Source organism: Brevibacillus fortis (assembly GCF_003013395.1).
Lineage (GTDB): Bacteria > Bacillota > Bacilli > Brevibacillales > Brevibacillaceae > Brevibacillus > Brevibacillus fortis.
Genome location: NZ_PXZM01000036.1, coordinates 45,465 through 66,255 on the forward strand (window position 1 = coordinate 45,465; position 20,791 = coordinate 66,255).

Annotated in this window: 25 protein-coding genes; 15 read left to right on the top strand and 10 right to left on the bottom strand. The window is 47.6% G+C overall.

Going from position 1 to position 20,791, the window contains the following annotated elements:
- Positions 1-49: 49 nt before the first annotated feature.
- Positions 50-241, top strand: coding sequence for a hypothetical protein (locus C7R93_RS20960; RefSeq protein ID WP_007718905.1), 192 nt, complete (start codon positions 50-52; stop codon positions 239-241).
- Between the two features lie 3 nt (positions 242-244).
- Here C7R93_RS20960 and C7R93_RS20965 read toward each other — a convergent pair whose 3' ends face one another.
- A complete protein-coding gene (locus C7R93_RS20965; RefSeq protein ID WP_106840636.1) occupies positions 245-979 on the bottom strand; it encodes an alpha/beta hydrolase in 735 nt (244 codons plus the stop codon).
- A gap of 328 nt (positions 980-1,307) precedes the next feature.
- Between C7R93_RS20965 and pdhA the strand changes: the two genes are divergently transcribed.
- The 5 genes from pdhA to C7R93_RS20990 all read left to right on the top strand — a co-directional run bounded on the left by pdhA (position 1,308) and on the right by C7R93_RS20990 (position 6,573).
- The gene (gene pdhA / locus C7R93_RS20970) at positions 1,308-2,393 is read left to right on the top strand and encodes a pyruvate dehydrogenase (acetyl-transferring) E1 component subunit alpha (protein WP_016743455.1); all 1,086 of its coding nucleotides are present in this window, start codon (positions 1,308-1,310) and stop codon (positions 2,391-2,393) included.
- Between the two features lie 3 nt (positions 2,394-2,396).
- Entirely contained in the window at positions 2,397-3,377 is a 981-nt protein-coding gene (locus C7R93_RS20975) for an alpha-ketoacid dehydrogenase subunit beta (protein WP_106840637.1), read from the top strand.
- Between the two features lie 104 nt (positions 3,378-3,481).
- Complete coding sequence (locus C7R93_RS20980) at positions 3,482-4,873, top strand: dihydrolipoamide acetyltransferase family protein (RefSeq protein ID WP_106840638.1); 1,392 nt, start codon at positions 3,482-3,484, stop codon at positions 4,871-4,873.
- 6 nt (positions 4,874-4,879) lie between these two features.
- Positions 4,880-6,289: a dihydrolipoyl dehydrogenase gene (gene lpdA / locus C7R93_RS20985; protein WP_106840639.1), complete on the top strand. Its 1,410-nt coding sequence runs from the start codon at positions 4,880-4,882 to the stop codon at positions 6,287-6,289.
- A 122-nt stretch (positions 6,290-6,411) separates the two neighbouring features.
- Positions 6,412-6,573: an aspartyl-phosphate phosphatase Spo0E family protein gene (locus C7R93_RS20990; RefSeq protein ID WP_007718886.1), complete on the top strand. Its 162-nt coding sequence runs from the start codon at positions 6,412-6,414 to the stop codon at positions 6,571-6,573.
- Here the strand turns inward: C7R93_RS20990 and C7R93_RS20995 are convergent.
- Both C7R93_RS20995 and C7R93_RS21000 read right to left on the bottom strand, forming a co-directional pair.
- A complete protein-coding gene (locus C7R93_RS20995) occupies positions 6,568-7,323 on the bottom strand; it encodes a hypothetical protein (RefSeq protein ID WP_106840640.1) in 756 nt (251 codons plus the stop codon). The two genes, C7R93_RS20990 and C7R93_RS20995, sit on opposite strands and share 6 nt — an antisense overlap.
- Positions 7,324-7,452: 129 nt before the next feature.
- A complete protein-coding gene (locus C7R93_RS21000; protein WP_015891582.1) occupies positions 7,453-7,602 on the bottom strand; it encodes a hypothetical protein in 150 nt (49 codons plus the stop codon).
- A gap of 333 nt (positions 7,603-7,935) precedes the next feature.
- Between C7R93_RS21000 and C7R93_RS21005 the strand changes: the two genes are divergently transcribed.
- Positions 7,936-8,793 carry a HEPN domain-containing protein gene (locus tag C7R93_RS21005; protein WP_106840641.1) on the top strand — a complete coding sequence of 286 codons (858 nt, stop codon included), beginning with the start codon at positions 7,936-7,938 and terminating at the stop codon, positions 8,791-8,793.
- 38 nt (positions 8,794-8,831) lie between these two features.
- Positions 8,832-10,403: an ABC-F family ATP-binding cassette domain-containing protein gene (locus C7R93_RS21010; RefSeq protein WP_106840642.1), complete on the top strand. Its 1,572-nt coding sequence runs from the start codon at positions 8,832-8,834 to the stop codon at positions 10,401-10,403.
- A 45-nt stretch (positions 10,404-10,448) separates the two neighbouring features.
- Here C7R93_RS21010 and C7R93_RS21015 read toward each other — a convergent pair whose 3' ends face one another.
- Positions 10,449-10,964 (bottom strand): DUF6886 family protein, encoded by a 516-nt coding sequence (locus C7R93_RS21015; protein WP_106840643.1) that lies wholly within the window; start codon positions 10,962-10,964, stop codon positions 10,449-10,451.
- A gap of 35 nt (positions 10,965-10,999) precedes the next feature.
- Complete coding sequence (locus tag C7R93_RS21020) at positions 11,000-12,064, bottom strand: phosphodiester glycosidase family protein (RefSeq protein WP_106840644.1); 1,065 nt, start codon at positions 12,062-12,064, stop codon at positions 11,000-11,002.
- A gap of 135 nt (positions 12,065-12,199) precedes the next feature.
- Between C7R93_RS21020 and C7R93_RS30375 the strand changes: the two genes are divergently transcribed.
- The 3 genes from C7R93_RS30375 to C7R93_RS30380 all read left to right on the top strand — a co-directional run bounded on the left by C7R93_RS30375 (position 12,200) and on the right by C7R93_RS30380 (position 13,912).
- On the top strand, positions 12,200-12,343 hold the full coding sequence (locus tag C7R93_RS30375) for a hypothetical protein (protein ID WP_007718864.1): 144 nt from the start codon (positions 12,200-12,202) through the stop codon (positions 12,341-12,343).
- Positions 12,344-12,475: 132 nt separating this feature from the next.
- Positions 12,476-13,720: a DEAD/DEAH box helicase gene (locus C7R93_RS21025; RefSeq protein ID WP_106840645.1), complete on the top strand. Its 1,245-nt coding sequence runs from the start codon at positions 12,476-12,478 to the stop codon at positions 13,718-13,720.
- Between the two features lie 36 nt (positions 13,721-13,756).
- Complete coding sequence (locus C7R93_RS30380) at positions 13,757-13,912, top strand: hypothetical protein (RefSeq protein ID WP_167402489.1); 156 nt, start codon at positions 13,757-13,759, stop codon at positions 13,910-13,912.
- Positions 13,913-13,944: 32 nt separating this feature from the next.
- Here the strand turns inward: C7R93_RS30380 and C7R93_RS21030 are convergent, their stop codons facing one another.
- Complete coding sequence (locus C7R93_RS21030; RefSeq protein ID WP_106840646.1) at positions 13,945-14,787, bottom strand: serine/threonine protein kinase; 843 nt, start codon at positions 14,785-14,787, stop codon at positions 13,945-13,947.
- Between the two features lie 110 nt (positions 14,788-14,897).
- Here C7R93_RS21030 and C7R93_RS21035 point away from each other — a divergent pair, with 110 nt between their 5' ends.
- The 3 genes from C7R93_RS21035 (at position 14,898) to C7R93_RS21045 (ending at position 17,657) form a co-directional block, all read left to right on the top strand.
- On the top strand, positions 14,898-16,013 hold the full coding sequence (locus C7R93_RS21035; RefSeq protein ID WP_106840647.1) for a DUF3900 domain-containing protein: 1,116 nt from the start codon (positions 14,898-14,900) through the stop codon (positions 16,011-16,013).
- Between the two features lie 20 nt (positions 16,014-16,033).
- Positions 16,034-16,627: a DUF1444 family protein gene (locus C7R93_RS21040; RefSeq protein WP_244191605.1), complete on the top strand. Its 594-nt coding sequence runs from the start codon at positions 16,034-16,036 to the stop codon at positions 16,625-16,627.
- A gap of 100 nt (positions 16,628-16,727) precedes the next feature.
- Positions 16,728-17,657, top strand: coding sequence for a sugar phosphate isomerase/epimerase family protein (locus C7R93_RS21045; protein WP_106840649.1), 930 nt, complete (start codon positions 16,728-16,730; stop codon positions 17,655-17,657).
- Here the strand turns inward: C7R93_RS21045 and C7R93_RS21050 are convergent.
- Genes C7R93_RS21050 through C7R93_RS30385 form a run of 3 tightly spaced genes read right to left on the bottom strand, consistent with a single transcriptional unit; the run spans position 17,624 to position 19,846 of the window.
- The gene (locus C7R93_RS21050) at positions 17,624-18,568 is read right to left on the bottom strand and encodes a prenyltransferase/squalene oxidase repeat-containing protein (RefSeq protein ID WP_106840650.1); all 945 of its coding nucleotides are present in this window, start codon (positions 18,566-18,568) and stop codon (positions 17,624-17,626) included. The two genes, C7R93_RS21045 and C7R93_RS21050, sit on opposite strands and share 34 nt — an antisense overlap.
- A 21-nt stretch (positions 18,569-18,589) precedes the next feature.
- Entirely contained in the window at positions 18,590-19,645 is a 1,056-nt protein-coding gene (locus tag C7R93_RS21055; RefSeq protein WP_106840651.1) for a DUF2515 family protein, read from the bottom strand.
- Positions 19,646-19,705: 60 nt separating this feature from the next.
- On the bottom strand, positions 19,706-19,846 hold the full coding sequence (locus tag C7R93_RS30385; protein WP_167402490.1) for a hypothetical protein: 141 nt from the start codon (positions 19,844-19,846) through the stop codon (positions 19,706-19,708).
- Positions 19,847-19,947: 101 nt separating this feature from the next.
- Between C7R93_RS30385 and C7R93_RS21060 the strand changes: the two genes are divergently transcribed.
- The gene (locus C7R93_RS21060) at positions 19,948-20,256 is read left to right on the top strand and encodes an iron-sulfur cluster biosynthesis family protein (protein WP_106840652.1); all 309 of its coding nucleotides are present in this window, start codon (positions 19,948-19,950) and stop codon (positions 20,254-20,256) included.
- On the opposite strand, the gene C7R93_RS21065 is transcribed toward C7R93_RS21060, so the two are convergent.
- Complete coding sequence (locus C7R93_RS21065) at positions 20,257-20,706, bottom strand: DUF441 domain-containing protein (RefSeq protein ID WP_106840653.1); 450 nt, start codon at positions 20,704-20,706, stop codon at positions 20,257-20,259. It abuts the gene before it with no gap.
- Positions 20,707-20,791: the final 85 nt, after the last annotated feature.

Below are 20,791 nucleotides of genomic sequence, written 5' to 3' on the forward strand. Positions count from 1 at the left end.
GCCAATGAAATACTATAGCTATCCAACATAGGGGAAAAGAGGGATAGATATGATCTCGGCCAAAGAGCGAGAACGCATTCTCAATCAAATGAAACGGGATGAGAGTAAGATTGTCAACATCGTCCTAAACGACGCCAATCAGGTTGCTGGTGAAATTGAAAAAGCCAACCACCAAGGCATTTTCTTAGTGGATGGCCGGTACTACGGGTACGAGGACATCAAAGAAATCAATGGCTCGTAATGGTTACAGACGGGGAGGGGGGAAGAAGTAGCGCAAGGCGTCAGGCAGCTCTTTTTGCCACAAACCCCAGACGTGATTCCCTGGTTTTTCTCGATAGGACAAGGTTGCTTGCTTGTCCTCGAGAATCTGTTTTGCCTCGCGATTCCATTGAACGAAATCGAATGTACCCGCACTTGTTTCTACGGCTGTCTCATCGAGGCCAACGACCATCCAGATTCGTAGCCAGGATAGGCTGGACTGATTCAAAAGCGGGTCGAGTGTCGTTTGGAAAAACGCCCCGGACAGCGCGAGTACATGTGGAAAGAGGTCGGGGTTTTCCAATGCGAGATGCAAAGAAACGGTTCCACCTAAAGAGTCTCCTGCCAGCACACGTGAAGCAGGATCACGGCGTACAGGATAGCGCTCCTCTATGTAAGGAATCAGCTCTTCGGTGAAAAAGCGTTGATAGGCTGCGTTTCTCGACCCAGATGGAGAATACTCGCTCGTGCGCTTGTTACGGTCGACTGAGACACCGACGACGATGTAGGGTTCAATACCTTCTTCCAGAATCAATTGATTGGAGATGGTCGCGATTCGCCCCATCGTAAAAAAGTCGTTCCCATCTTGGCAATAAACAACAGGGTAAGAAAGAAGCTCATTGTACCCCGGCGGTAGGTATACTTTGACCGAGCGGGGAGTGTCCACGTGGATGCTGGGCACTTCTTCTTTTACAATTGTTCGCTTTACATAGTCAGTCATCGATTCACACTCCCTGTTTGCTCAAATAAAAAACTAAGCCTTGAAAAAAACTGATACAGCTTATATAGTAAATGATAACAGAGAGGAAATAAACCCTGTAATATCAATACTGTAACACATTAAACAGGTATTTTATCTGCAATATAACAGGGTGTTGCAAGCGGCGCTGTAAGCCCTTTCTTGCACCATGCAACTTTCTTCTGGTTTTTATCAGGGTCACTTCCACCGCGAATTGCATTCGTCGTCGATTGAGCAGATGCTCAGTCGAAGAGGCAGAGTGCAAGACGTGAAGACGGAAGTCCCTTATTCTAGTGACGAGGTGAATGTGATGAGCGTATCCACTGCTGTTGAACAAACAGAGAACAACGCCCCGCTGCAAATTCTTGCCCCGGATGGTACGGTTGTTCGTCCTGACTTGATGCCTAAGCTCTCCGATGATGAATTGCGTGAACTGATGCGTAAGATGGTATTTACCCGTGTATGGGACCAACGCGCAATCAGCTTGAACCGCCAAGGCCGCCTTGGTTTCTATGCACCAGTAGCTGGTCAAGAAGCAAGCATGATCGGTTCCGAGGCTGCTCTTTCCAAAGAAGACTTTGTCCTGCCTAGCTACCGTGATATTCCACAAATGGTATGGCATGGTTACCCAATGCACAAAGCATTCCTGTACTCCCGCGGACACATTGAGGGTGGCAAAATTCCTGAAGGTGTAAACGTATTGATGCCACAAATCATCATCGCGGCTCAATGTACACAAGCAACAGGTGTTGCAATGGGTTACAAGCTGCGCGGTGAAAAGAAAGTTGCAATCAACTACTTTGGTGACGGTGCGACCTCCCAAGGTGACTTCTACGAGGGTATGAACTTTGCAGGGGTATACAAACTGCCTGTTATCTTCTTCTCCCAAAACAACGGTTATGCGATTTCTCTGCCGTTCGAAAAACAAACGGCTTCTGAAAATATCGCAGTCAAAGCAGTTGCGGCTGGTATTGCTAGCGAACGCATTGACGGTATGGACATTCTCGCAGTTTACTACGCGGTTCAACAAGCAAAAGAGCGCGGCGTAAATGGCGAAGGTGCGACTCTGATCGAAGCAATGACGTACCGCTATGGTCCTCACACCATGGCTGGTGACGACCCAACTCGTTACCGTACAGGTGAAGAGCAAAGCGAGTGGGAGCTGCGCGATCCACTGATCCGTTTCCGCAAGTTCCTCGAAGCGAAAGGCCTTTGGAGCGAAAAAGACGAAGAAGCTGTAATCGAAGAAGCGAAAGCAGCTGTTGCGGACGCAATCAAAAAAGCGGACGAAACACCTAAGATGAAGGTTTCCGAACTGATCGATGTAATGTTTGAGACACTGCCGCCTGCACTCGAAGAGCAAAAGGCAGAATTCCTGGCGAAGGAGTCGAAATAAGCCATGGCACAAATGACAATGGTTCAAGCCATTACGGATGCAATGCGCGTAGAGTTGAAGCGCGATGAAACCGTTCTTGTTTTCGGTGAAGACGTAGGTAACAACGGCGGGGTTTTCCGTGCAACAGAAGGTCTGCAAGCTGAGTTTGGCGAGCAGCGCGTATTCGATACACCACTTGCTGAGTCCGGAATCGGCGGTTTGGCTGTTGGTCTTTCCATCAACGGCTTCCGTCCCGTAGCAGAAATTCAGTTCTTCGGTTTTGTATTTGAAACGTTTGATGCTGTGGCATCCCAATCTTCCCGTATGCGCTACCGTTCCGGTGGTCGCTTCACGAGCCCAATTACATTCCGCTCCCCATTTGGTGGCGGTGTAAAAACGCCTGAGCTGCATGCGGACTCTTTGGAAGGCTTGATGCTGCAAACTCCGGGTCTGAAAGTGGTTATCCCTTCCAACCCGTACGATGCAAAAGGACTGTTGATCTCCGCGATTCGCGACAACGATCCAGTTGTTTTTCTTGAGCACATGAAGCTGTACCGTTCCTTCCGTCAAGAAGTTCCAGAAGGCGAGTACACCATTCCGCTCGGCAAAGCAAACGTAGTAAAAGAAGGTAGCGATGTTACCATCATCACCTATGGTGCGATGGTGCATACCAGCCTGAAAGCAGCAGAAGAAATCGAGAAAGCGCGTGGAGCAAAAGTAGAAGTAATTGACCTGCGCACCATCAGTCCACTCGATATCGATACCATCGTGGATTCTGTGAAGAAAACAAATCGTGCGATCGTGGTTCAAGAAGCACAAAAAACGTCTGGTGTTGCGGCAGAAATCATCACGCAAATCAACGAGCGTGCGATTCTTCACCTCGAAGCACCAGTGCTGCGTATTACAGCACCGGATACCGTTTACCCGTTTGCACAAGCAGAAGATGTATGGCTGCCTGACGTAAAACGCGTAGTAGATGGTCTGACTCAAGTCCTCGATTTTTAATTGAGAAACGGACATAATGGCGGAAAAGTTGAGAGCTTTCCGCCTTCTTTCTACCGATATAATAACTAAAAATAAATGATAAATCTCTATAAGGAGGAGATACTGTGAGTCGTTTTACATTCAGACTCCCGGAGCTCGGCGAGGGTATCCATGAAGGCGAAATCGTCAAATGGCACGTACAGCCCGGAGATTCCGTAGAAGAAGACCAAGTCATCATGGAAGTACAAAATGACAAGGCGGTTGTAGAAGTACCGTCGCCTGTTAAAGGTAAAGTTATCGAATTGAAAGTAACCGAGGGTACGGTTTCTGTAGTCGGCGATCCACTGATCGAGTTTGACGTTGAAGGCGAAATTCCGAACCTGCCAGACCATGGTCATGGCGATTCCCATGCTGCTGAAGCGGCACCAGCGCCTCAAGCTGCAGACAAAATGGAGCCAGGCTGCGACATCGGTTCCCAAGTGAGCGCAAATGCGAACCAAGCACTGGAAACGCCAATGGCACAAGCAACTGCAACAGCAGTAGCGGCACCAATTGACCGTAAGCACGTGCTGGCTACGCCTTCCGTTCGTAAATACGCTCGTGAAAAAGGCGTGCAATTGGCTAATGTACCGGGTACTGGCAAAGTGGGTCGCATCACACGCGAAGACGTAGATCGCTTTGTATCTGGCGGAGCAGCAGCACCAACTGCACAAGCAGTGGCAGCTCCAGTAGCAACTGAGGCTCCTGTAGCAGCAGCTACTGGTGTAGCACAAGCAGCAGCGGCTCCAACTGTTCACCACACACCTACAGTTGGCGAGCTGGAAGAGCGCGTTCCGCTGAAAGGTATGCGTAAAGCAATCGCGAAAGCAATGGTGAAATCTGCTTACACAGCACCACACGTAACGATCTTCGACGAAGTGGATGTTACAGCGCTTGTCGCTATGCGTAAAGATGCGAAACCACTTGCTGAAGAGCGTGGTGTGAAGTTGACTTACTTGCCAATGATCGTGAAAGCAGTTGTAGCTGGTCTGAAGAAATTCCCAGAACTCAACGCTTCTATCGACGATGAGAAACAAGAAATCATCTTCAAAAAGTACTACAACATCGGTATCGCTACCTCGACAGAAGACGGTTTGCTCGTTCCAGTTGTGAAATCGGCTGACAGCAAATCTATCTTCCAAATCGCAGGAGAAATCGGCGATCTGGCGAAGAAAGCACGCGACCGCAAAGCATCTGCAGATGAGTTGAAAGGTTCTACTTTCAGCATCACAAACATCGGTTCTGCTGGTGGTATGTTCTTTACGCCAATCATTAACTATCCAGAAGTAGCTATTCTGGGTGTTGGCCGTATTAGCGAAAAACCAGTTGTGAAAAACGGAGAAATCGTGGTAGGTCAAATGTTGCACCTGTCCTTGAGCTTTGACCACCGCTTGGTTGATGGCGAACCTGCACAGCGTTTCGTCAACTACGTGAAGCAGCTCTTGGAAAACCCAACGCTGCTCGTCATGGAGGGATAAGAGACAATGGTAGTAGGTGAATTTACTACAGAAGTAGACGTGCTCGTAATCGGTGCTGGCCCAGGTGGATATGTTGCAGCGATTCGTGCAGCCCAAATGGGGAAAACAGTAGCTGTCGTGGAAAAAGGTGAGCTGGGCGGCGTATGCCTGAACGTAGGTTGCATCCCTTCCAAAGCAATGATCCACGCTGCACATACGTATGAGCACACACAACATACAGAATCCATGGGTATTACCATGGAAAATGTAAAAGTGGATTTTGCCAAAGTACAAGAGTGGAAAAGCGGCATCGTAAAGCAACTGACTGGCGGTGTAGGCTCCCTCTTCAAAGGCAACAAAATCCAGGTAATCCCTGGTGAGGCACTGTTCGTAAGTGAAAATGAAGTACGCGTATTCCACGGTTATGATGTCAACCGTTATCGCTTCCAGCATTGCATCATTGCAACTGGTTCGCGTCCAATCGAGTTGCCTGCATTCCCGTTTGGCAAACGCGTCATGTCTTCCACTGAAGCGCTGTCCTTGACTGAACTGCCGAAGAGCCTCGTGGTAATCGGCGGCGGATACATCGGTATCGAGCTTGGTACTGTGTTCGCGAAGTTTGGTACAAAAGTAACCATTTTGGAAGGTTCCGATCAGATCTTGCCAGGATTTGAGCCAGACATGCCACGTTTGGTGGAACGCAAGCTGAAAAAGCTCGACGTTACCATCCATACCAAAGCACTGGCACAAGGAATGGAAGAGACAGACAACGGCGTGATCGTGACTGCAGAAGTAAAAGGCGAGCAACAAAAGATCGAGGCGGAATACGTACTCGTTACTGTTGGACGTCGTCCGAATACAGATGAACTCGGTATTCGTGATATCGGCATGAACGTGACTGACCGTGGGTTGATCGTTGTTGACAAGCAAGGCCGCACGAACATTCCTAACGTGTACGCGATCGGGGATATCGTAGCAGGTCCTGCATTGGCTCACAAAGCTTCCTACGAAGGTAAGGTTGCTGCCGAAGCGATTGCTGGGCATCCGGCAGAAGTGGACTACAAGGCGATTCCAGCGGTTGTATTCTGCGATCCAGAAATCGCAAGCGTAGGAATCAATGAGAAAGAAGCAAAAGAAAAAGGCATCGATTACGTTGTAGGTCGTTTCCCATTCGCAGCAAACGGTCGCGCTCTGTCTGTAAATGCAGGCGAAGGCTACGTGAAGCTGATTGCAGAAAAAGAAACGAATCTCGTATTGGGTGCACAAATCGTTGGTCCAGAAGCATCCAACATCATCGCAGAAATCGGATTGGCGATCGAAATGGGAGCGACACTCGAAGACATCGAGTTGACCATCCACGCACATCCAACTCTGGGTGAAGTAACTATGGAAGCTGCTGAATTGGCTCTGGGTCGTCCGATCCACGTCATGAAATAGAAAGTGGGAAAAGCCTTGTGCCGGAATTGGGTGCAAGGCTTTTTCTTCCACATCTTACCCTTTCCACCTGTTCTTATATAATGTAAAATAGTGGGAGACAACATTTGGTGGGGGTCTGCAGCATGGAAACTACGAGTAAGATGATTGATGACTTGCGACTAAAGCTAGAACGCGCAGCAAAAGATGCAGGTTACAATTTTCTTGACCCTGAAATCGTGAGAATCAGTCAACAATTAGATAAATTGATCGTCGCCCATATGCAACATGAAAAACGCCCTTCATGAGGGCGTTTTTGGTTGAGAAGGTGCTTCCGAGATGGAATACAGCAAATGGGCATTCCAGCCTTTTTTCGTAAGCGTGGGTTCTTGGGCATAATAATAGCTAGGATATAGAATGAGATGCTGAGCATCATAGCTTGGGCCGTTACTCGGACAGGTAAGTTGATGAGCTTCTGTGTCATAGGTAATTGCGGGAGAAATGGATTGCAGATAGGTGGTAAGGGATTCGATTCCTTGTAAAGAGTAATAAATCCGTTCTGCCTCACGCACAAATTTTGGGGCAATCGCCTCCCAATTCGCCTCAAAAAATAACTGCCAATAAGATGAAACGAATAGGCTAAAACGGCCTTTCACATAATCGGCATCCTCTTCTAAATCGAAGGAAACCGTAGGAGTGTCGTGATGCGATATCCACGCCTCCAAGATCGGTTTCATACTACGCACAAAATGATCAGTGGAAAGTGTTACGAAGTACTCATATTGATCATCTACGGCCATCACACCTTTTGTATGTAGGGGGTCAAATGAGTCTGGGATCCCATATCGAAAGAGCGGGACAAAATAACCCCATTCTTTTAAAAGACGGGCTGACTCAAACTGCTCTAACTTTTCTTCGGTCCAATACGCAAATCGCTCGGGAGGTGCCTCTTGGGCGAGTGTATACAAACTAGCAGCCATCTCATACAGCGGGGATACACTATAGCTGATCAAATTGGAAAGAGGGCTATGGTTGCCCGGAAGTGGAATGGTGATCATCTTCACTTAACCTCCATCAAGGATACTAAATTTATCATAGTGCATCCTTGTGGGACAATTCAATCATTTTCGATGTTAAAAAAAGGAAGGGAAGAGGCACCCGACTGCAATTGAGCCGGGTGCCATTCATTATCCTTCTCGTGTTTGAATGGAACGCGAGTGATTTTGCTGCTTCACTTTTTTAGAGCCGGGCTGGGGTTCGCCAGTCTGTTCCAGCGGTCGAGCTACATTATTGTAAGTTTGATGCGGATTTTCATCAAGAATATGGTCCTTTTCCATAAAATCAACTCCTTCTTTACCTAGTTTGGCGTAAACTCATGATGACGAATCATAGGAAATGCTGGTATTCTATAATGAGGTTGTTCTAAAAGTCGTCTTTTGGTCACGATGTTGTCCTGAAAGCTTGGTCGACATCGAAATTGGCGTTCACCTTTGAAGTCCGGTGCTGAAAAGACAACTTTTTGAACTTGTATGGTAAGGGGAAGCATGTCCACATTTAGAAGGAATTGATATGTTGTCAAAACTACAGAATGGCACGATACTGTTTATAGAACATAATATTTATTATGTAAACAATAAACGAGCTCTGCTGGTCTGGAAGGAGCGAGAACTATGCCGGTCTTAATCGCCCCCGTATTCAATTCAACCACAGCGCAGCCCGTTCGGATCGATTTGCCTAATTCGTACACTCTTATATCAGGCGCCAAGAAGCCATATGAGATCGCGTCTCGTTTCTTGCGCAATGAGATGGACGAGAACAAGCGAACCTTTGATTTGCGTGTAGATCCCAGCAGTTTATTTTTAGTTGGGGATCACGAAGAGATGAAAGTAACGGATGATCGGGTGTGGATTGAAGAAATCGAAAGTAAGCTGAATCTAGCGTCCATAAAGGGGACTTGTTCGATTCCTTACATTATCACTGTCAATGGCAATATGTATGGCATTACGTATTTGAAGCGATCACTTGATGGTGACAAGTACTCATTTGATGATGAAGCTGCGAGCATTTTCACTTCATTAGTCGAACAGAAGCTGCCGTCCCTTGCTTTTCGTCGCTATGCGCTCTCGCTGGAGAAGAAAAACTACGAGGATCAGCTGTTGGATCTGTGGATTGCGTTGGAATCATTGTTCGTTCCCGATGGCAAAAAAGGCGAGATTACCTATAAACTGCGTGTTCGAATGGCGTACTATTTTGGAGACACCGCCTTGCAGCGAGAACGGATTGCACAGTTTGTAAAAAAATCGTACAATCATCGCTCAGAGATTGTGCATAGTGGCAAGCTGTTCGGTGACAAGCTGGCTGCAGAAGTCAATACGCTGAGGGTGATGACACGAGCAGCGATCTTGAACATCGCTGGAGAAGGTGTCAACCTTCAGGATATGCGTGTGCGGCTGGACGAATTGGTATTTACAGGCGAATCTTATGTGGCACGGCACGCTCCCACTTTTTTTGAAAGAATTTTGTTGTAAGCCTCGTAGAGGAAACAGATCAGGAGGAAGAATAGAGCATGAGTGTTTTGATCGTAGAGAATTTGTCCCATGGTTTTGGGGACCGTGTTTTGTTTCGTGATGTGTCTTTTCGTTTGCAACCGAATGACCGTGTGGGACTCGTAGGCGCAAACGGTACCGGAAAATCAACGATGATGGGGATTTTGACTGGTCAAAACTTGCCTGATAACGGTCGCATTGAATGGATGCCAAAAATCGAATACGGATATTTGGACCAGCATACGAAGCTACAGGCAGGTAAAACGATTCGCGACGTACTCAAGGATGCCTTCCTGCCGCTGTTGGAGCAAGAGGCTGAACTGATGACGATTGGAGAAAAGATGGCCGAGGCAACTCCTGAGGAACTGGAAGAATTGTTGGAGCGCATGGGTGAAATTCAAGACAAGCTGGAAACAAGCGGCTTTTATTTGATCGATGCGAAAGTAGATGAAATCGCCAACGCTTTGGGTTTGAGTGCAATCGGTTTAGAGCGTGACGTTGCATCGCTCTCTGGTGGTCAGCGTACCAAGGTTCTTTTGGCAAAATTGCTGCTGGAAAAACCGACCGTTCTATTGCTGGATGAGCCGACAAACTATCTGGATGAAGAGCATATCGTGTGGCTGAAAAACTACTTGAGGGAATATCCTTATGCCTTCATGTTGATTTCCCATGACACGACTTTCATGAATGAAGTTGTGAATGTGATTTATCATTTGGAATTTACCAAGCTGAATCGTTACACAGGGAACTACGAATCCTTCCTGGCTCAGTCTGAGACGAAACGCAGTCAGCACTTTGACGCATTCGAGAAACAGCAGGAAGAAATCGCGAAAATGGAAGACTTTATTGCACGCAATAAAGCACGTGCGTCTACTACCGGCCGCGCGAAGAGCCGTCAAAAGCAGCTCGATAAAATGGATCGTATCGACAAGCCGGAAACGGCTGCGAAACCTTCGTTTATCTTTAAGGAATCCCGGGCTAGTAGCCGTTTTGTCATCGAGGCTGAAAACTTGGAGATCGGATATTCTCAAGCACTGCTGCCAAAGTTGAGTGTGAAGCTGGAGCGCGGTGAAAAAGTAGCGATTGTCGGTATGAATGGTGTCGGTAAGTCTACCCTGTTGAAAACGTTGCTGGGCGTGATTCCTCCACTGAATGGAAAGCTGGAGAAAGGCGATTTCCTCCATCCTGCTTACTTTGAGCAAGAAGTTAAGGCGAAGCCAATTACAGCACTCGATGATGTATGGAATGAATTCCCTTCCATGAATAACCATGAGGTTCGCGGAGCGTTGGCACGTTGTGGCTTGAAAAATGAGCACATCAATCGCAATTTGAATGCTTTGTCCGGGGGCGAGCAAGCAAAAGTTCGTCTCTGTAAATTATTGCAGCGCGAAAGCAACTGGCTGGTATTTGACGAGCCGACAAACCACTTGGATGTCGTCGCCAAGGAAGAACTCAAACGCTCCTTGAAGGAGTTCAAAGGGACCGTTCTTCTCGTCTGCCACGAACCTGAATTTTATGAGGATTGGGTCACACAGACGTGGGATGTTGAGAAATGGAGCTTGGAACAGGCAAAAACACCGATTCAATTGTAAAAGGAAAAAACAGGCAGTCACCATTGGGTGAGACTGCCTGTTTTTTTATGTGAGCGACGCATTTCGCATACGGATCATGGAAAAGTGCAAACTGCTTTGTAGCAATGAATCTCGAAGCGGCAAAAGTGAAGGCGTTATTCGCAATTCAATATCCGCTTGGCTAAGGCAGTGCACGAGATCTCCTAATGGCTTTACGTCTAGTGGTGTAACGGCTTCCTTTGACAAAAAGTAGCCCGCACCTTCGTCCCAGCAATAAAAAGATTCTGGAGAGAAGGTATATTCATATAGTTTTGTTTTTGTAAGAACCGGATACCATTTGCTTTCGATCGCGATGACCATTTTGGCACTCGTCAAGCCAAGAAAGCGCTCAAAGTCTGCCGCCTCGGAATCTGCTTTTTTGTAAAAGCAAATCCTCGGGCAATCTCGCGGTAAATAATACATCGGCGCTCGTGCTTCATCAATCGCCCATACAGCCGGAGCAAGTGTGGGGTGGGAGGGATGTGCGCGAGGCTGAAAAATCGTAATGGTCGGGTCTTCACTATAATGAAAGAGTCTTCGCATGTATCCAGTGACCTCCTCTAACCCTCAACACTTTCTTAAAAAACAGCCCACGCATTTGGCAAATAGCGGCCTCGATGATACGGAGAAGACGTCTTCGTGATGGCTTCGCCGTTGTGCAGCATCATGGAGCTGGAACCACCGTCCATGGCCATTGCCGTAACCACACCGCGCTCGGCCAATACTTCCGCCATATCGTTCATGCTTGCACCGATGGAGTGGCCAGGCTGGCGTCCGTCAATGACAGCAAATACGATTGTCCCGTCTTCTTTTTGTCCAATCGCGGTACGGGGTTGAATCCCCCAGCTTTTGGCAGGCTTACCTTCAAACATATTTTTCCCGTTTACAATTAACTGGGGACGGAAGCTCACAGCGTCACGCACACCCATCTTTACGAGCTGTTCAGCCGAGTAGCTGCCTGTAATCAGTTTACCGTCAAACGTAAGCCCTAATGCGGTTTCTCCGCTTCTCGGATTGTAGCCCTGCAAAATCTTCCCGTCGTGGATGACGACTCCGTAGGCACGCGCTCCTTTGCCGTAGCCGTCTGGGTCAGCGAATCCGCTCGCATTGACAATCCCGATGGCTTCTGTTTTCTTCACAAACTCATCGAGCAGATCTCCACGGTCCTTCCGATTCGTAACGACGAGCCGTACTCTGCTCGGGTCGCTAATGTACATGATTTTTCCTTTAAAGTAATAACTGCCTTTCGAGACGTCAAGCTCCTCGATCTCGATTAGCTCCTTTGGTTTCTGTGGAAGTGTGACTGTTACCAGATTCGATTTCGTCGGAACAGGAGGTCCTACCGTGACTGTGCCTTCGGAATTGATAACGGTTGGATGTGTAATTTGCTGCTTCAGTTCTTTCAGTTTTTCATCAGGTAAAAACGTATAGGGGGCCCAGTAATCATGCTGTGTTGTCAACAAAGTGCCTGCCGCCCACTCTCGTAATTCTACTCCGTTTTTCGTTCCAAATAAAAAAATAATTCCCAGTAAAGCTACGGACGTACAGGTTAAGGCAGTGCCGAGCATCCATTTCTTAACCCAACGCCATGGTCTTTTGCGCTTGACTCGTTTGCGAGTGTGAGTGCGCGATAACGTCTCCATTTCATATTCACATCCATCTAACAAATTGTTCTAGGGTTATCGTTCCTATAGGAAAAGACGCATGACCGGGTAAAAGGTTTCAGGAAAATAATATGTGATCACACTGGTCAAAATAAAGGGTAGGAGGTGATAGGTGTGCGTGACTATGATGAGGCGTTTCAAAAGGAAGTAGAGGAGTACATGGAAAGTCCAAAAGGGACACGTAACCAAACCACCAGCCGGGACCGTCAAGACCAGGGTGAGAAGCAGGAAACCCGTATCGATTCCAACAACGGGTAGTAGGAAGGTCAGGCGAAGTCCATCGCGGATTTCGCCTGTTTTTATCTATCTGCTATGGGCCTTACCTCTGTTTTCTACCTGCAAAGTGTGGTAAGCTTACCCAATGCACGAATTTATGCCAGGAGGGTTTTTGTGAGCACCACGTTTGCAGAATTACAAATTAGCGCACCGCTGTTGACTATATTGCGAGAGCGAAAAATGGAAACACCGACACCTGTACAAAGTGAAGCCATCCCGTTGATTATGGCTGGTCGGGACGCCTTGATTGAATCACCGACAGGGACAGGCAAGACGTTTGCTTATCTATTGCCGATTTTATCGAAAATCAATTTGGAGCAAAAAGATGTCCAGGCCATTGTACTCGCACCGACGCATGAGCTCGTTGTTCAGATTGCGAGGGAAGCAGAAAGCCTTTTGCCAGGGAAAGACACGGCCGTGATGTCCATTATTGGCGGAGTTGATGTGAAACGCCAAGTCGAGAAACTGAAAAAGAAGCCTGTATTGATCGTAGCAACGCCAGGAAGACTGCTGGAGCTGATCGAGCAGCGCAAGCTAAAGGTCCATGAAGTGAAGACAGTCGTTGTAGACGAGGCAGACCGGATGCTGGATGCGGGTTTTGGCAAGCCAGTTCAAGAGGTCATGAAAAAGACACTGCGTGACACACAACGTCTATTATTCTCAGCGACAATCGCAGAGGAAGTTGTACATACGGCTGAGATTTTTACAAAAGATGCCGTTGTCATTCGCGCAGCAGCACCAGAAGGCGCCGCGGGAGTAGCACACATGTATTTGGTCACGGACCCACGCAAAAAGGTGGACACGCTCCGTCGTCTTCTGCGGCTTGTGAATGTACGCTCCTCGATTGTTTTTGTCAATCAAATCGAAAAAGTGGACGAGATTGTCTCGAAGCTCAACTACCACCATTTGCCGTGCAGACTTCTGCACCGCGATGCTACGAAAGAAGAGCGGGCTCGTACCCTGCAACAATTCCGGGATGGAGCATTCCCTGTGTTGATTACCACAGATGTATCGGCACGTGGCATTGATATTCCAGGTGTGGAATGTATTGTTCATTACGATCCTGCATCCGATGCTGACACGTACATTCATCGCAGTGGTCGGACTGGGCGCATGGGGCGTGCCGGACTGGTATTTTCGATCATTACGACACAGGAACGATTCATTGTCCAAAAATTTTCCAAGCAAACAGGCCTGCCTATTGCTGAAAAATTCATGACGCATGGAGCACTGGAAGATCCACGTCCTGTACGGAAGCCTGCGCCAGCACAAAAGTCAGGTGCTCCAACCAAAAATGCGAGTCCTGCAAAGCGGAATCAAAATCGCGCACATAAGAAGGGCAGCTTTGGAACAAAGTAGGACAAGAAGTACACAACTTGTCTGCAGGAGGTTTCCATGCGCAAAGATCGGTTATATGAAGAGGATTTGCTGGTAAATGGCACAGTTGGTGGAGAAGTTCTGACGAAACACGAACGACAAGTGCTGCGCGAGGAAGCTGGGGAACTGAAGGAAAAGATGGAACAGGCGAAACAAGAGCCGATTGCAGAATGAAAACGAAGAAGAGCAGGGAGAATCCGTGAAGGCTACGGATGCCCTGCTCTTTTTTCTTGGTATTGGATCAAATATCGGTCCAGTTCTCTTAGCCAATCATGTACGCTTTCATAAGGGGCGTCCATTTGTAACAAGCGCCGAATCATAATGCGAATAGGAGGAGATAAAGATAGCTCTTCTTCCCAACTTTTTTCAGGTGCGTCCGGTTCAGATTCGTACCCGGAATAGAGCAAGAATAAAAAGAAATGTCCCAAAGCGTACAAATCACTGGAAGGAGCAACTTCTCGCTTCAATTGTTTTTCAGATGGATAGGCAGAGAGGGCATCAGCCGTGTAAGTAGGGCGATCACCAACGAACCGAGCGAGGCCAAAATCAATCAAGTAGGGCTTGTCCTCTTTCCAGATGACGTTGGGGATGCGCACGTCACGGTGAATCAGATTTTGCTCATGGAGATAGGCCACGAGTTCCCCGATTTGGCGAATCCATTCGGCGCATTTTTGCTCATCAACCACGATGTTTTGATCAAACAACATGTCTTCGAGTGTCGGGCCTGCTATATAAGTCATGACCATAAAAGAGTCTTGCCGATACGTGAAGGAATCCAGACAGCGGGGGATTTGCGGATGCGAGAGGGACATCAGCACCTTTTTTTCATACGCTTGCATGGCTTCGCCTTTTGGCGTGTGACGCAGGCTTGGTTTCACTTGTTTGAGTACGACCTGATTACCTGTAAGGTTGTGCGTAGCGAGATAAGCGATCCCGTAGCTTCCCATACCTAATACTTTTGTAATTTCATACTGTCCTGCCATGTGGCCGGGCCGATAAGGCTTATCGTGTATCGTTTCGTTCCACCATGACTTCATACGATTCCACATTGTTTGATTCTCCCCTCCTCCCTTCATCTTATCATGTTTTGAAAAAGCTGACCTTTTTTTCAATAGGTTTGCTATAATCAGTTCGTTACATGCAGACAGGAGCGAAGGGTATGAATTTTACAATTGACTGGTTATCCTTTTATCTAATGGAACAGCTTGAAGAAGAGGATGGCATTAAACAAGTGCGGATGACGCGCTATTTGAGCCATGATGAATATCAGAGAAGTGAGCTGAAAGATTTTCTCGATGGAGAATTCGCCCGGATTGCCAAAAGAAAAGTCGAGATGAATCCGAAGACAGAAGGCACGCCGACAAAACTAGGTCAATTTGTGCTGGAGCCTGGACATCCCTTGGACTCAAACCCCAACTATGCCCTCTTGAATCGATTGTTGGCAGCGGAAACGTCGGGGGAGAGCAAAGAGCCCTGTCAGGAGCTGATTCAGTCGTATTTGCGAACCTCTCAAGTGAGAGGCGGCGTCATGATTGTGGTGCGGACGAGGCTAGAGCTGATTGACGAGCGCTATGTCTTTATTTTAAAATGCGATTTCGAACAAAAAACAGCGGTCATCACAGATGAGAAGAGCCTGATATCGAATGTACGCATGGCGATCAATGCCAAAAACATGAAATCGCTAATGTATCCGTACATGATCGAGTCGGGGATGAATGACCCGTATCACGTAAAAATTCACCAGTTCTCTCATGCGCGTTATTTCGAGGAATTTCTGCGTTTTATTGAGTATCCGCAAACGATGACGCAGATCGTCTCCGAAGAAGTCATTTCATTGGCGAGACAGCACATCGAATATACGTATCCCGAAGAGTCCGATGAGCGGGTACGGGAAGAAGAAGCGATTGAACTCATTGCTGCAAGTCCTAAGCGGGAGCTCGCTGAAAAATGGGAGCATGAGACTGTAATGGAAGCGATGCAAATCATTACGGATCGCCAACCAGAGGTCGAACTGAAGTTCAAGCTGGATCATATGCAGATCCGCACATTATTGGCGGATTACGGTACCAGCCTGCATATCGCCAAAGTGAACGGGCGTTACTTGGTGCTCTTAGAGGGCGAGCAGCTACAGTTTGAGCGTGGCATGTCCCCTGTTGAGTTTTTAAAGCCAAAGGCATTGGCGGACATCGTGAAAGAAATCGAAGAGAGAAGCCAGAACGTTGCCTATACCCCGGTGAGCACGCCTACAGAGGACGATGATAATCCACCTTGGTAATGTACGAAGAGAAGGGAGTGATGGAGTTGGATCGACAACTAAGAGTAAGCGGCCAAGAGCATAACATCTATCCGGTTTTGCGTCATGCCTCCATGGTCAACAAGTACCCGGAGCGGTGGGTGGTGAAGGAGCATACGGCAGATACGTACGTACTGTACGCCCTTGATCAAGGCGAAGGCTACGCATTGATTGAGAAGCGGATGTTGCAAGAAGCAGGCTGGACAAGCGAGCAGCTTCATGCATATGCGATGGAAAACTTGCGAAAGCTCCCCTTTTCAGTGAAGTCACAAGAGGTAGGAGGTCAGCGCATCCATTTTATTAGTCCGACAGATGGATACGCGGCAAGCCGAATTTTGCTTGATTCATTTCTAGCGGAGATGGATCAAAAGAAGCAAGGAGACTCGCTCGGTGTCGCGATTCCGCATCAGGATGTGTTGATTGTGGCGGACATGGCAGGAGAGGCCGGAGCGCACCTGTTAGCGCGTCTCACCTATGATTTTGCATCGAAAGGGCAAGTGCCGATTTCTGTCTTGCCTTTTTACTGGGAGGAAGGGGAATTGACCCCATTTCTCGTGGTGACGCACGACTCGGGTACGAAAATTGAAAGAAAATAGATCAAGCGCGGGGGCTGTTTCCCGCGTTTTTCTTTTTTCCGTTCATGGTATCATGATGTTGTTGAATGGTTCGTTTCGTGAAGAAGGGCAGGGCCTGTAAATGAAAAATTTCATGATTGGTCAATACGGAAAATTTGATCAAGCAAAGTACGTCAGAGATTTTAAGGAGGGCTTCTATGGAATAGAAGCTTGCCTGTTTGATTCTGATGAGGACATTCTGATATTGCAGCGGGAGTCGAGAGCAAGAGGGTTTTCGATTGGCGTTCATTTTCCGCTTCGTGCAGGTCAATCCGTGCTACGAGATGCCCTTTTTATGGATGCTGATGATCAGACGAGAGCAGAGGCATATGAATGGATGGAGAGGGAATTGGCGTTTATGGCATCCCTACAGCCAACCTACGTCTTATTTCATTACCCGAAGCCGGTTATTTTGGATGATCGCGTGGATTGGCGTACATGGCGCTTTTATGATTCGCGAGAGTATGTATGGGAGCATGTCTTGACAGAAGCGGAGTTTCAATACCGTAGTGAGCAGCTGTTTGCGTGGTTGGCTGAGAAAGGCAAGGAGCTTCGCTTCACGCCCGTCTTGGAGCTCGACGCCCTTAATCGCTATGTGTATGAGTCTGTATTTTTAGAACGATTGCTATTAAAATATCCTACGATCAAGCTCTGCCTCGACACGGGCCGCTTGTTTCTTCAAGAAAAAATTGACCCGTTTTTCGATGCGCGTCACGTCATCCAAACATATGCAAAATATGCATGGAGCATTCATTTGAAGAGTATGAAGGTGACTGCTGATACCGTTGAATTCGTTCACTATCCCGTTCTTCCCGAATGTATACCGGAAGAAGGATGGGCTCCAATCGAGTCCTACCTAACAATCATCAGGAAAGAAAACCCGCACGTAAAGATCATGTTCGAGCATCGTTCCGACCAAGTAACAGACGAACAACTTGAGCGTTGCTATCGTTGGGTGAAGCAACTCTTATCTGAACCTCATGAACCTACTTCCAATAGTAATTCAACATAGCGCCCTGCATCTTGAATCAGCCAGTACGGAAATCTGGGACCGTGTATGTACAAATCGGTGGCTGTGACGAGCATCGTCTTCACTCGGTTTGTATCACCCATTTTCTGCGCGCATACACCCATCGTCATCCAAGGGTATAAATCACCAGTTTGAAATGTATCAAAATGCGGGAACGCGTCTGTGATCCTCTGATAGAGCAGCGAGGCGGTATTGGCATCAGTCAAGCTGTAGACAATAGGAAACGCTTGGGAAGTGACGTCCGGATACCATTTTCGCCAGCCGGGGTACGTACGATCATACATTGCATAAGACTTGCGAATCCGACTGTACATGCCACTGATGCCGAGCTCGCAGGCTTTGGCGCGTGCAGCCGCTTCCTCGGCAGCCTCCACATTTCCGATCAACGAAAATAAAAACGAAGCATCTGCCAGCCCCTTGGCCACCTCGCAATTGTCCATCAAATATTTGACCCGATACGAATGCTTCGCCCAGGTCAGGCCGTCCTTCTGTTGAAGGCGGGCAACTGCTTGGAGAAGGGTCATCAGTTTGGCATGGTTGGCAAGCAGCCAGTCCATACGCCCCGTTGCTCGAATCCATTCCGCAAGCAAGCTGAAATAAGTGGTGTGGTAGCTATCTTCGCTATCATTTGTGCCAGTATCAATTTCTTTGCCTTGTTCAAGACGAAAATCATTCATATAGCCGTCCGAATTCAGGTTTTGCAAATACCAATCGAGATGACCGCGAACAGCCTCTACCTGCTTCATGCGAATGAGGGAAATCAGTCCAAGGTTGGTGAAGTACGGATTGATTTGATCACGTTTGGGGCCAAGTCGAAAGGTACCGCTCGGCAATTGGCAGGATAGCAAAAAACTTGTTTGATTCAACGCCATTTTTTGCATCCATTTTTCCATGAGACTGATCTCCTCTCCAAGCTACGTGATTACTGAGACAAGTTTGACTCCATATTCGATCCATTGCAAGGAACGCACATATGAATCACTGTCGATAGAAGGCAGTGAAGCAGGTTCTTTCACTACCTTGTGCCATTTTTCATCTCGAAACCAATCTACCCCATCTGCTGGATCGTGTCCATAATCAGTCCATGCATCTTGTAGGCGCGGACTGTATATTTTCGGAGTTCCCTGTAGCAGCTCATGTCCATCCAATCGCAATTGGTACTCAACTTCTGTGATCGGCTGAGTATGATGAGAGGTGAACAAATGCGGCCAATAATCCGCTCGTGAGCCTGTATGAGGAATACGAGAGCAGTAGGAGACGATTTTCTCAAAACGAAAACGATCCCCAAATATTTGCTGGTACAACGACTTTCCAATCTGAATGCGGCTGTTGACGGCGGGAAAATGGTGGACGTTCAACCCGATTAGGCTGAGTCTACGGTCAGTGGGATGTGCTTTATAAGGAATGAGCACTTGGTTCATCGAGAGAGCCGATTGGGCGACGAAAGCAAACGAAGCGAAGATACGATTCAGTGTAAATGGCTTCTGTACGACACGTTGTTCGATATACTGCTGTTCATTGACGATGAGTGCATGTGAAATGCGCGCGCTGTCTTTGGAAGCGAGGAACTCCTGCCAATACGATTGCATAAAGACTGAAACACCGAGTGGCGCCAAAAGCTTTGTTAAATCTGTCCCTGTTCGTTTCATCTCCGCATAGAGAAGTAATTGCGGATAGGCATCGTGAAAAATTAGCCAGTTACATCTCTCCAAAAACCAAAAGAAGGGCTCGATCGCTTGTGCATCCATGATCAGCGGTAGCCATTCCCCTTTTAAATCGGTCATGCTCCACCCGCCATTTCGTGAGACCATATGGGCCAATAACGCCCAGTGAACCTCTTGGTGCTCGAGATAAAAGGCGAGGTATGCTTGTGTGCGGGTGACATTGTTGCGATTGGCTTTGGTTGTTGCTTGTCTGATTTGAGCAACCAGGTGCTGCTCGTCGATAGTCGTAGCTGTCAGGTATGTCATCGGTAGCTCCTTCTCTTTTACATGGAAAAAAGCAGGTCCACTGGGTGACCCGCTTTTTCCTCAACCAATCATTTCTAGTACGAGAAGCCGAACGAGTAGTTTTTCCTTGGCTTCCTCCCACGTATTCGCAAAAATAACAACTTGCTCCGATTGGAACTCAGTTTCCGCGACAAAAATCCCATCTTGTTCGTAGATGTTCATTGATGATCGTCCTTTCTGCTGCCTTTCAAGCATTGTATGCTATCATGTAAGAGATGATGCATCCAGCAATCTGGGAAATCATGAGAAGGGTGGCACCAAACATGATAGTAAAAGTCACAAAAGAAGCAGTAGAACGCATGGAAAGTACAGACAAGCCCATTCGTATCAACGGTGAACTAGTCGGTGGTTGCGGGATGAATGTAGAGTATGCGTTGTGGTGGGATACCCAAGGTCCAGAAGATGAAGTCTACCAGGTCGATTCTTTGGCGTTTCTGATAGATCGCGAAACCATTGCCTATATTGGGTCTGATATGCTTACCATTGATTATCGTGCGCAGCAAGGCTTTCGCATGGTTACGCCACAGCAAATTTTGGCGTATGGCCTTCAGCTAAAAGAGCGCTGGAGCTAATCACTTCGGGAAAAATTGTAAAATAAAGGCGAGAATACCTGCTGCAATTAAAGGACCGACTGCAACACCGCGGAAAAAAGTGACACCAGCGATCGTACCGATCAGTAAGCCTGTAACGATCAACGGGTTTTGCGACATCAATATGGTTCCTTTTCCGGCCAGGTAGGCAACAAATATACCAACACCGACGGCAAGTATCGATTGCCAGTTCATAAAAATCTCCAAAATTGACGAAGGATTGATTTTACCGCTTGCAAGCGGAGTCATGATGCCGATCGTCAGGATAATGATCCCGAGTTGTAGTCCATGCTGCTCGAGCAGCGGGAAAAAACGGTCCAATGATAAAAGCCTCATTAAGAGAAGGACCGCAACTGCAATGGATACGGTTGCGTTGTTACCGACGACACCGAGCGCCAGTAGTACCAAGAGGATGAGAGAAATCCAGTCCATGTGCAGGTTGGCTCACTTTCGTTTTTCTTAGTATATCCATGCTGCTACCACATGTGCCCGGGCAAGAAAAAAGAGATCGGCATTG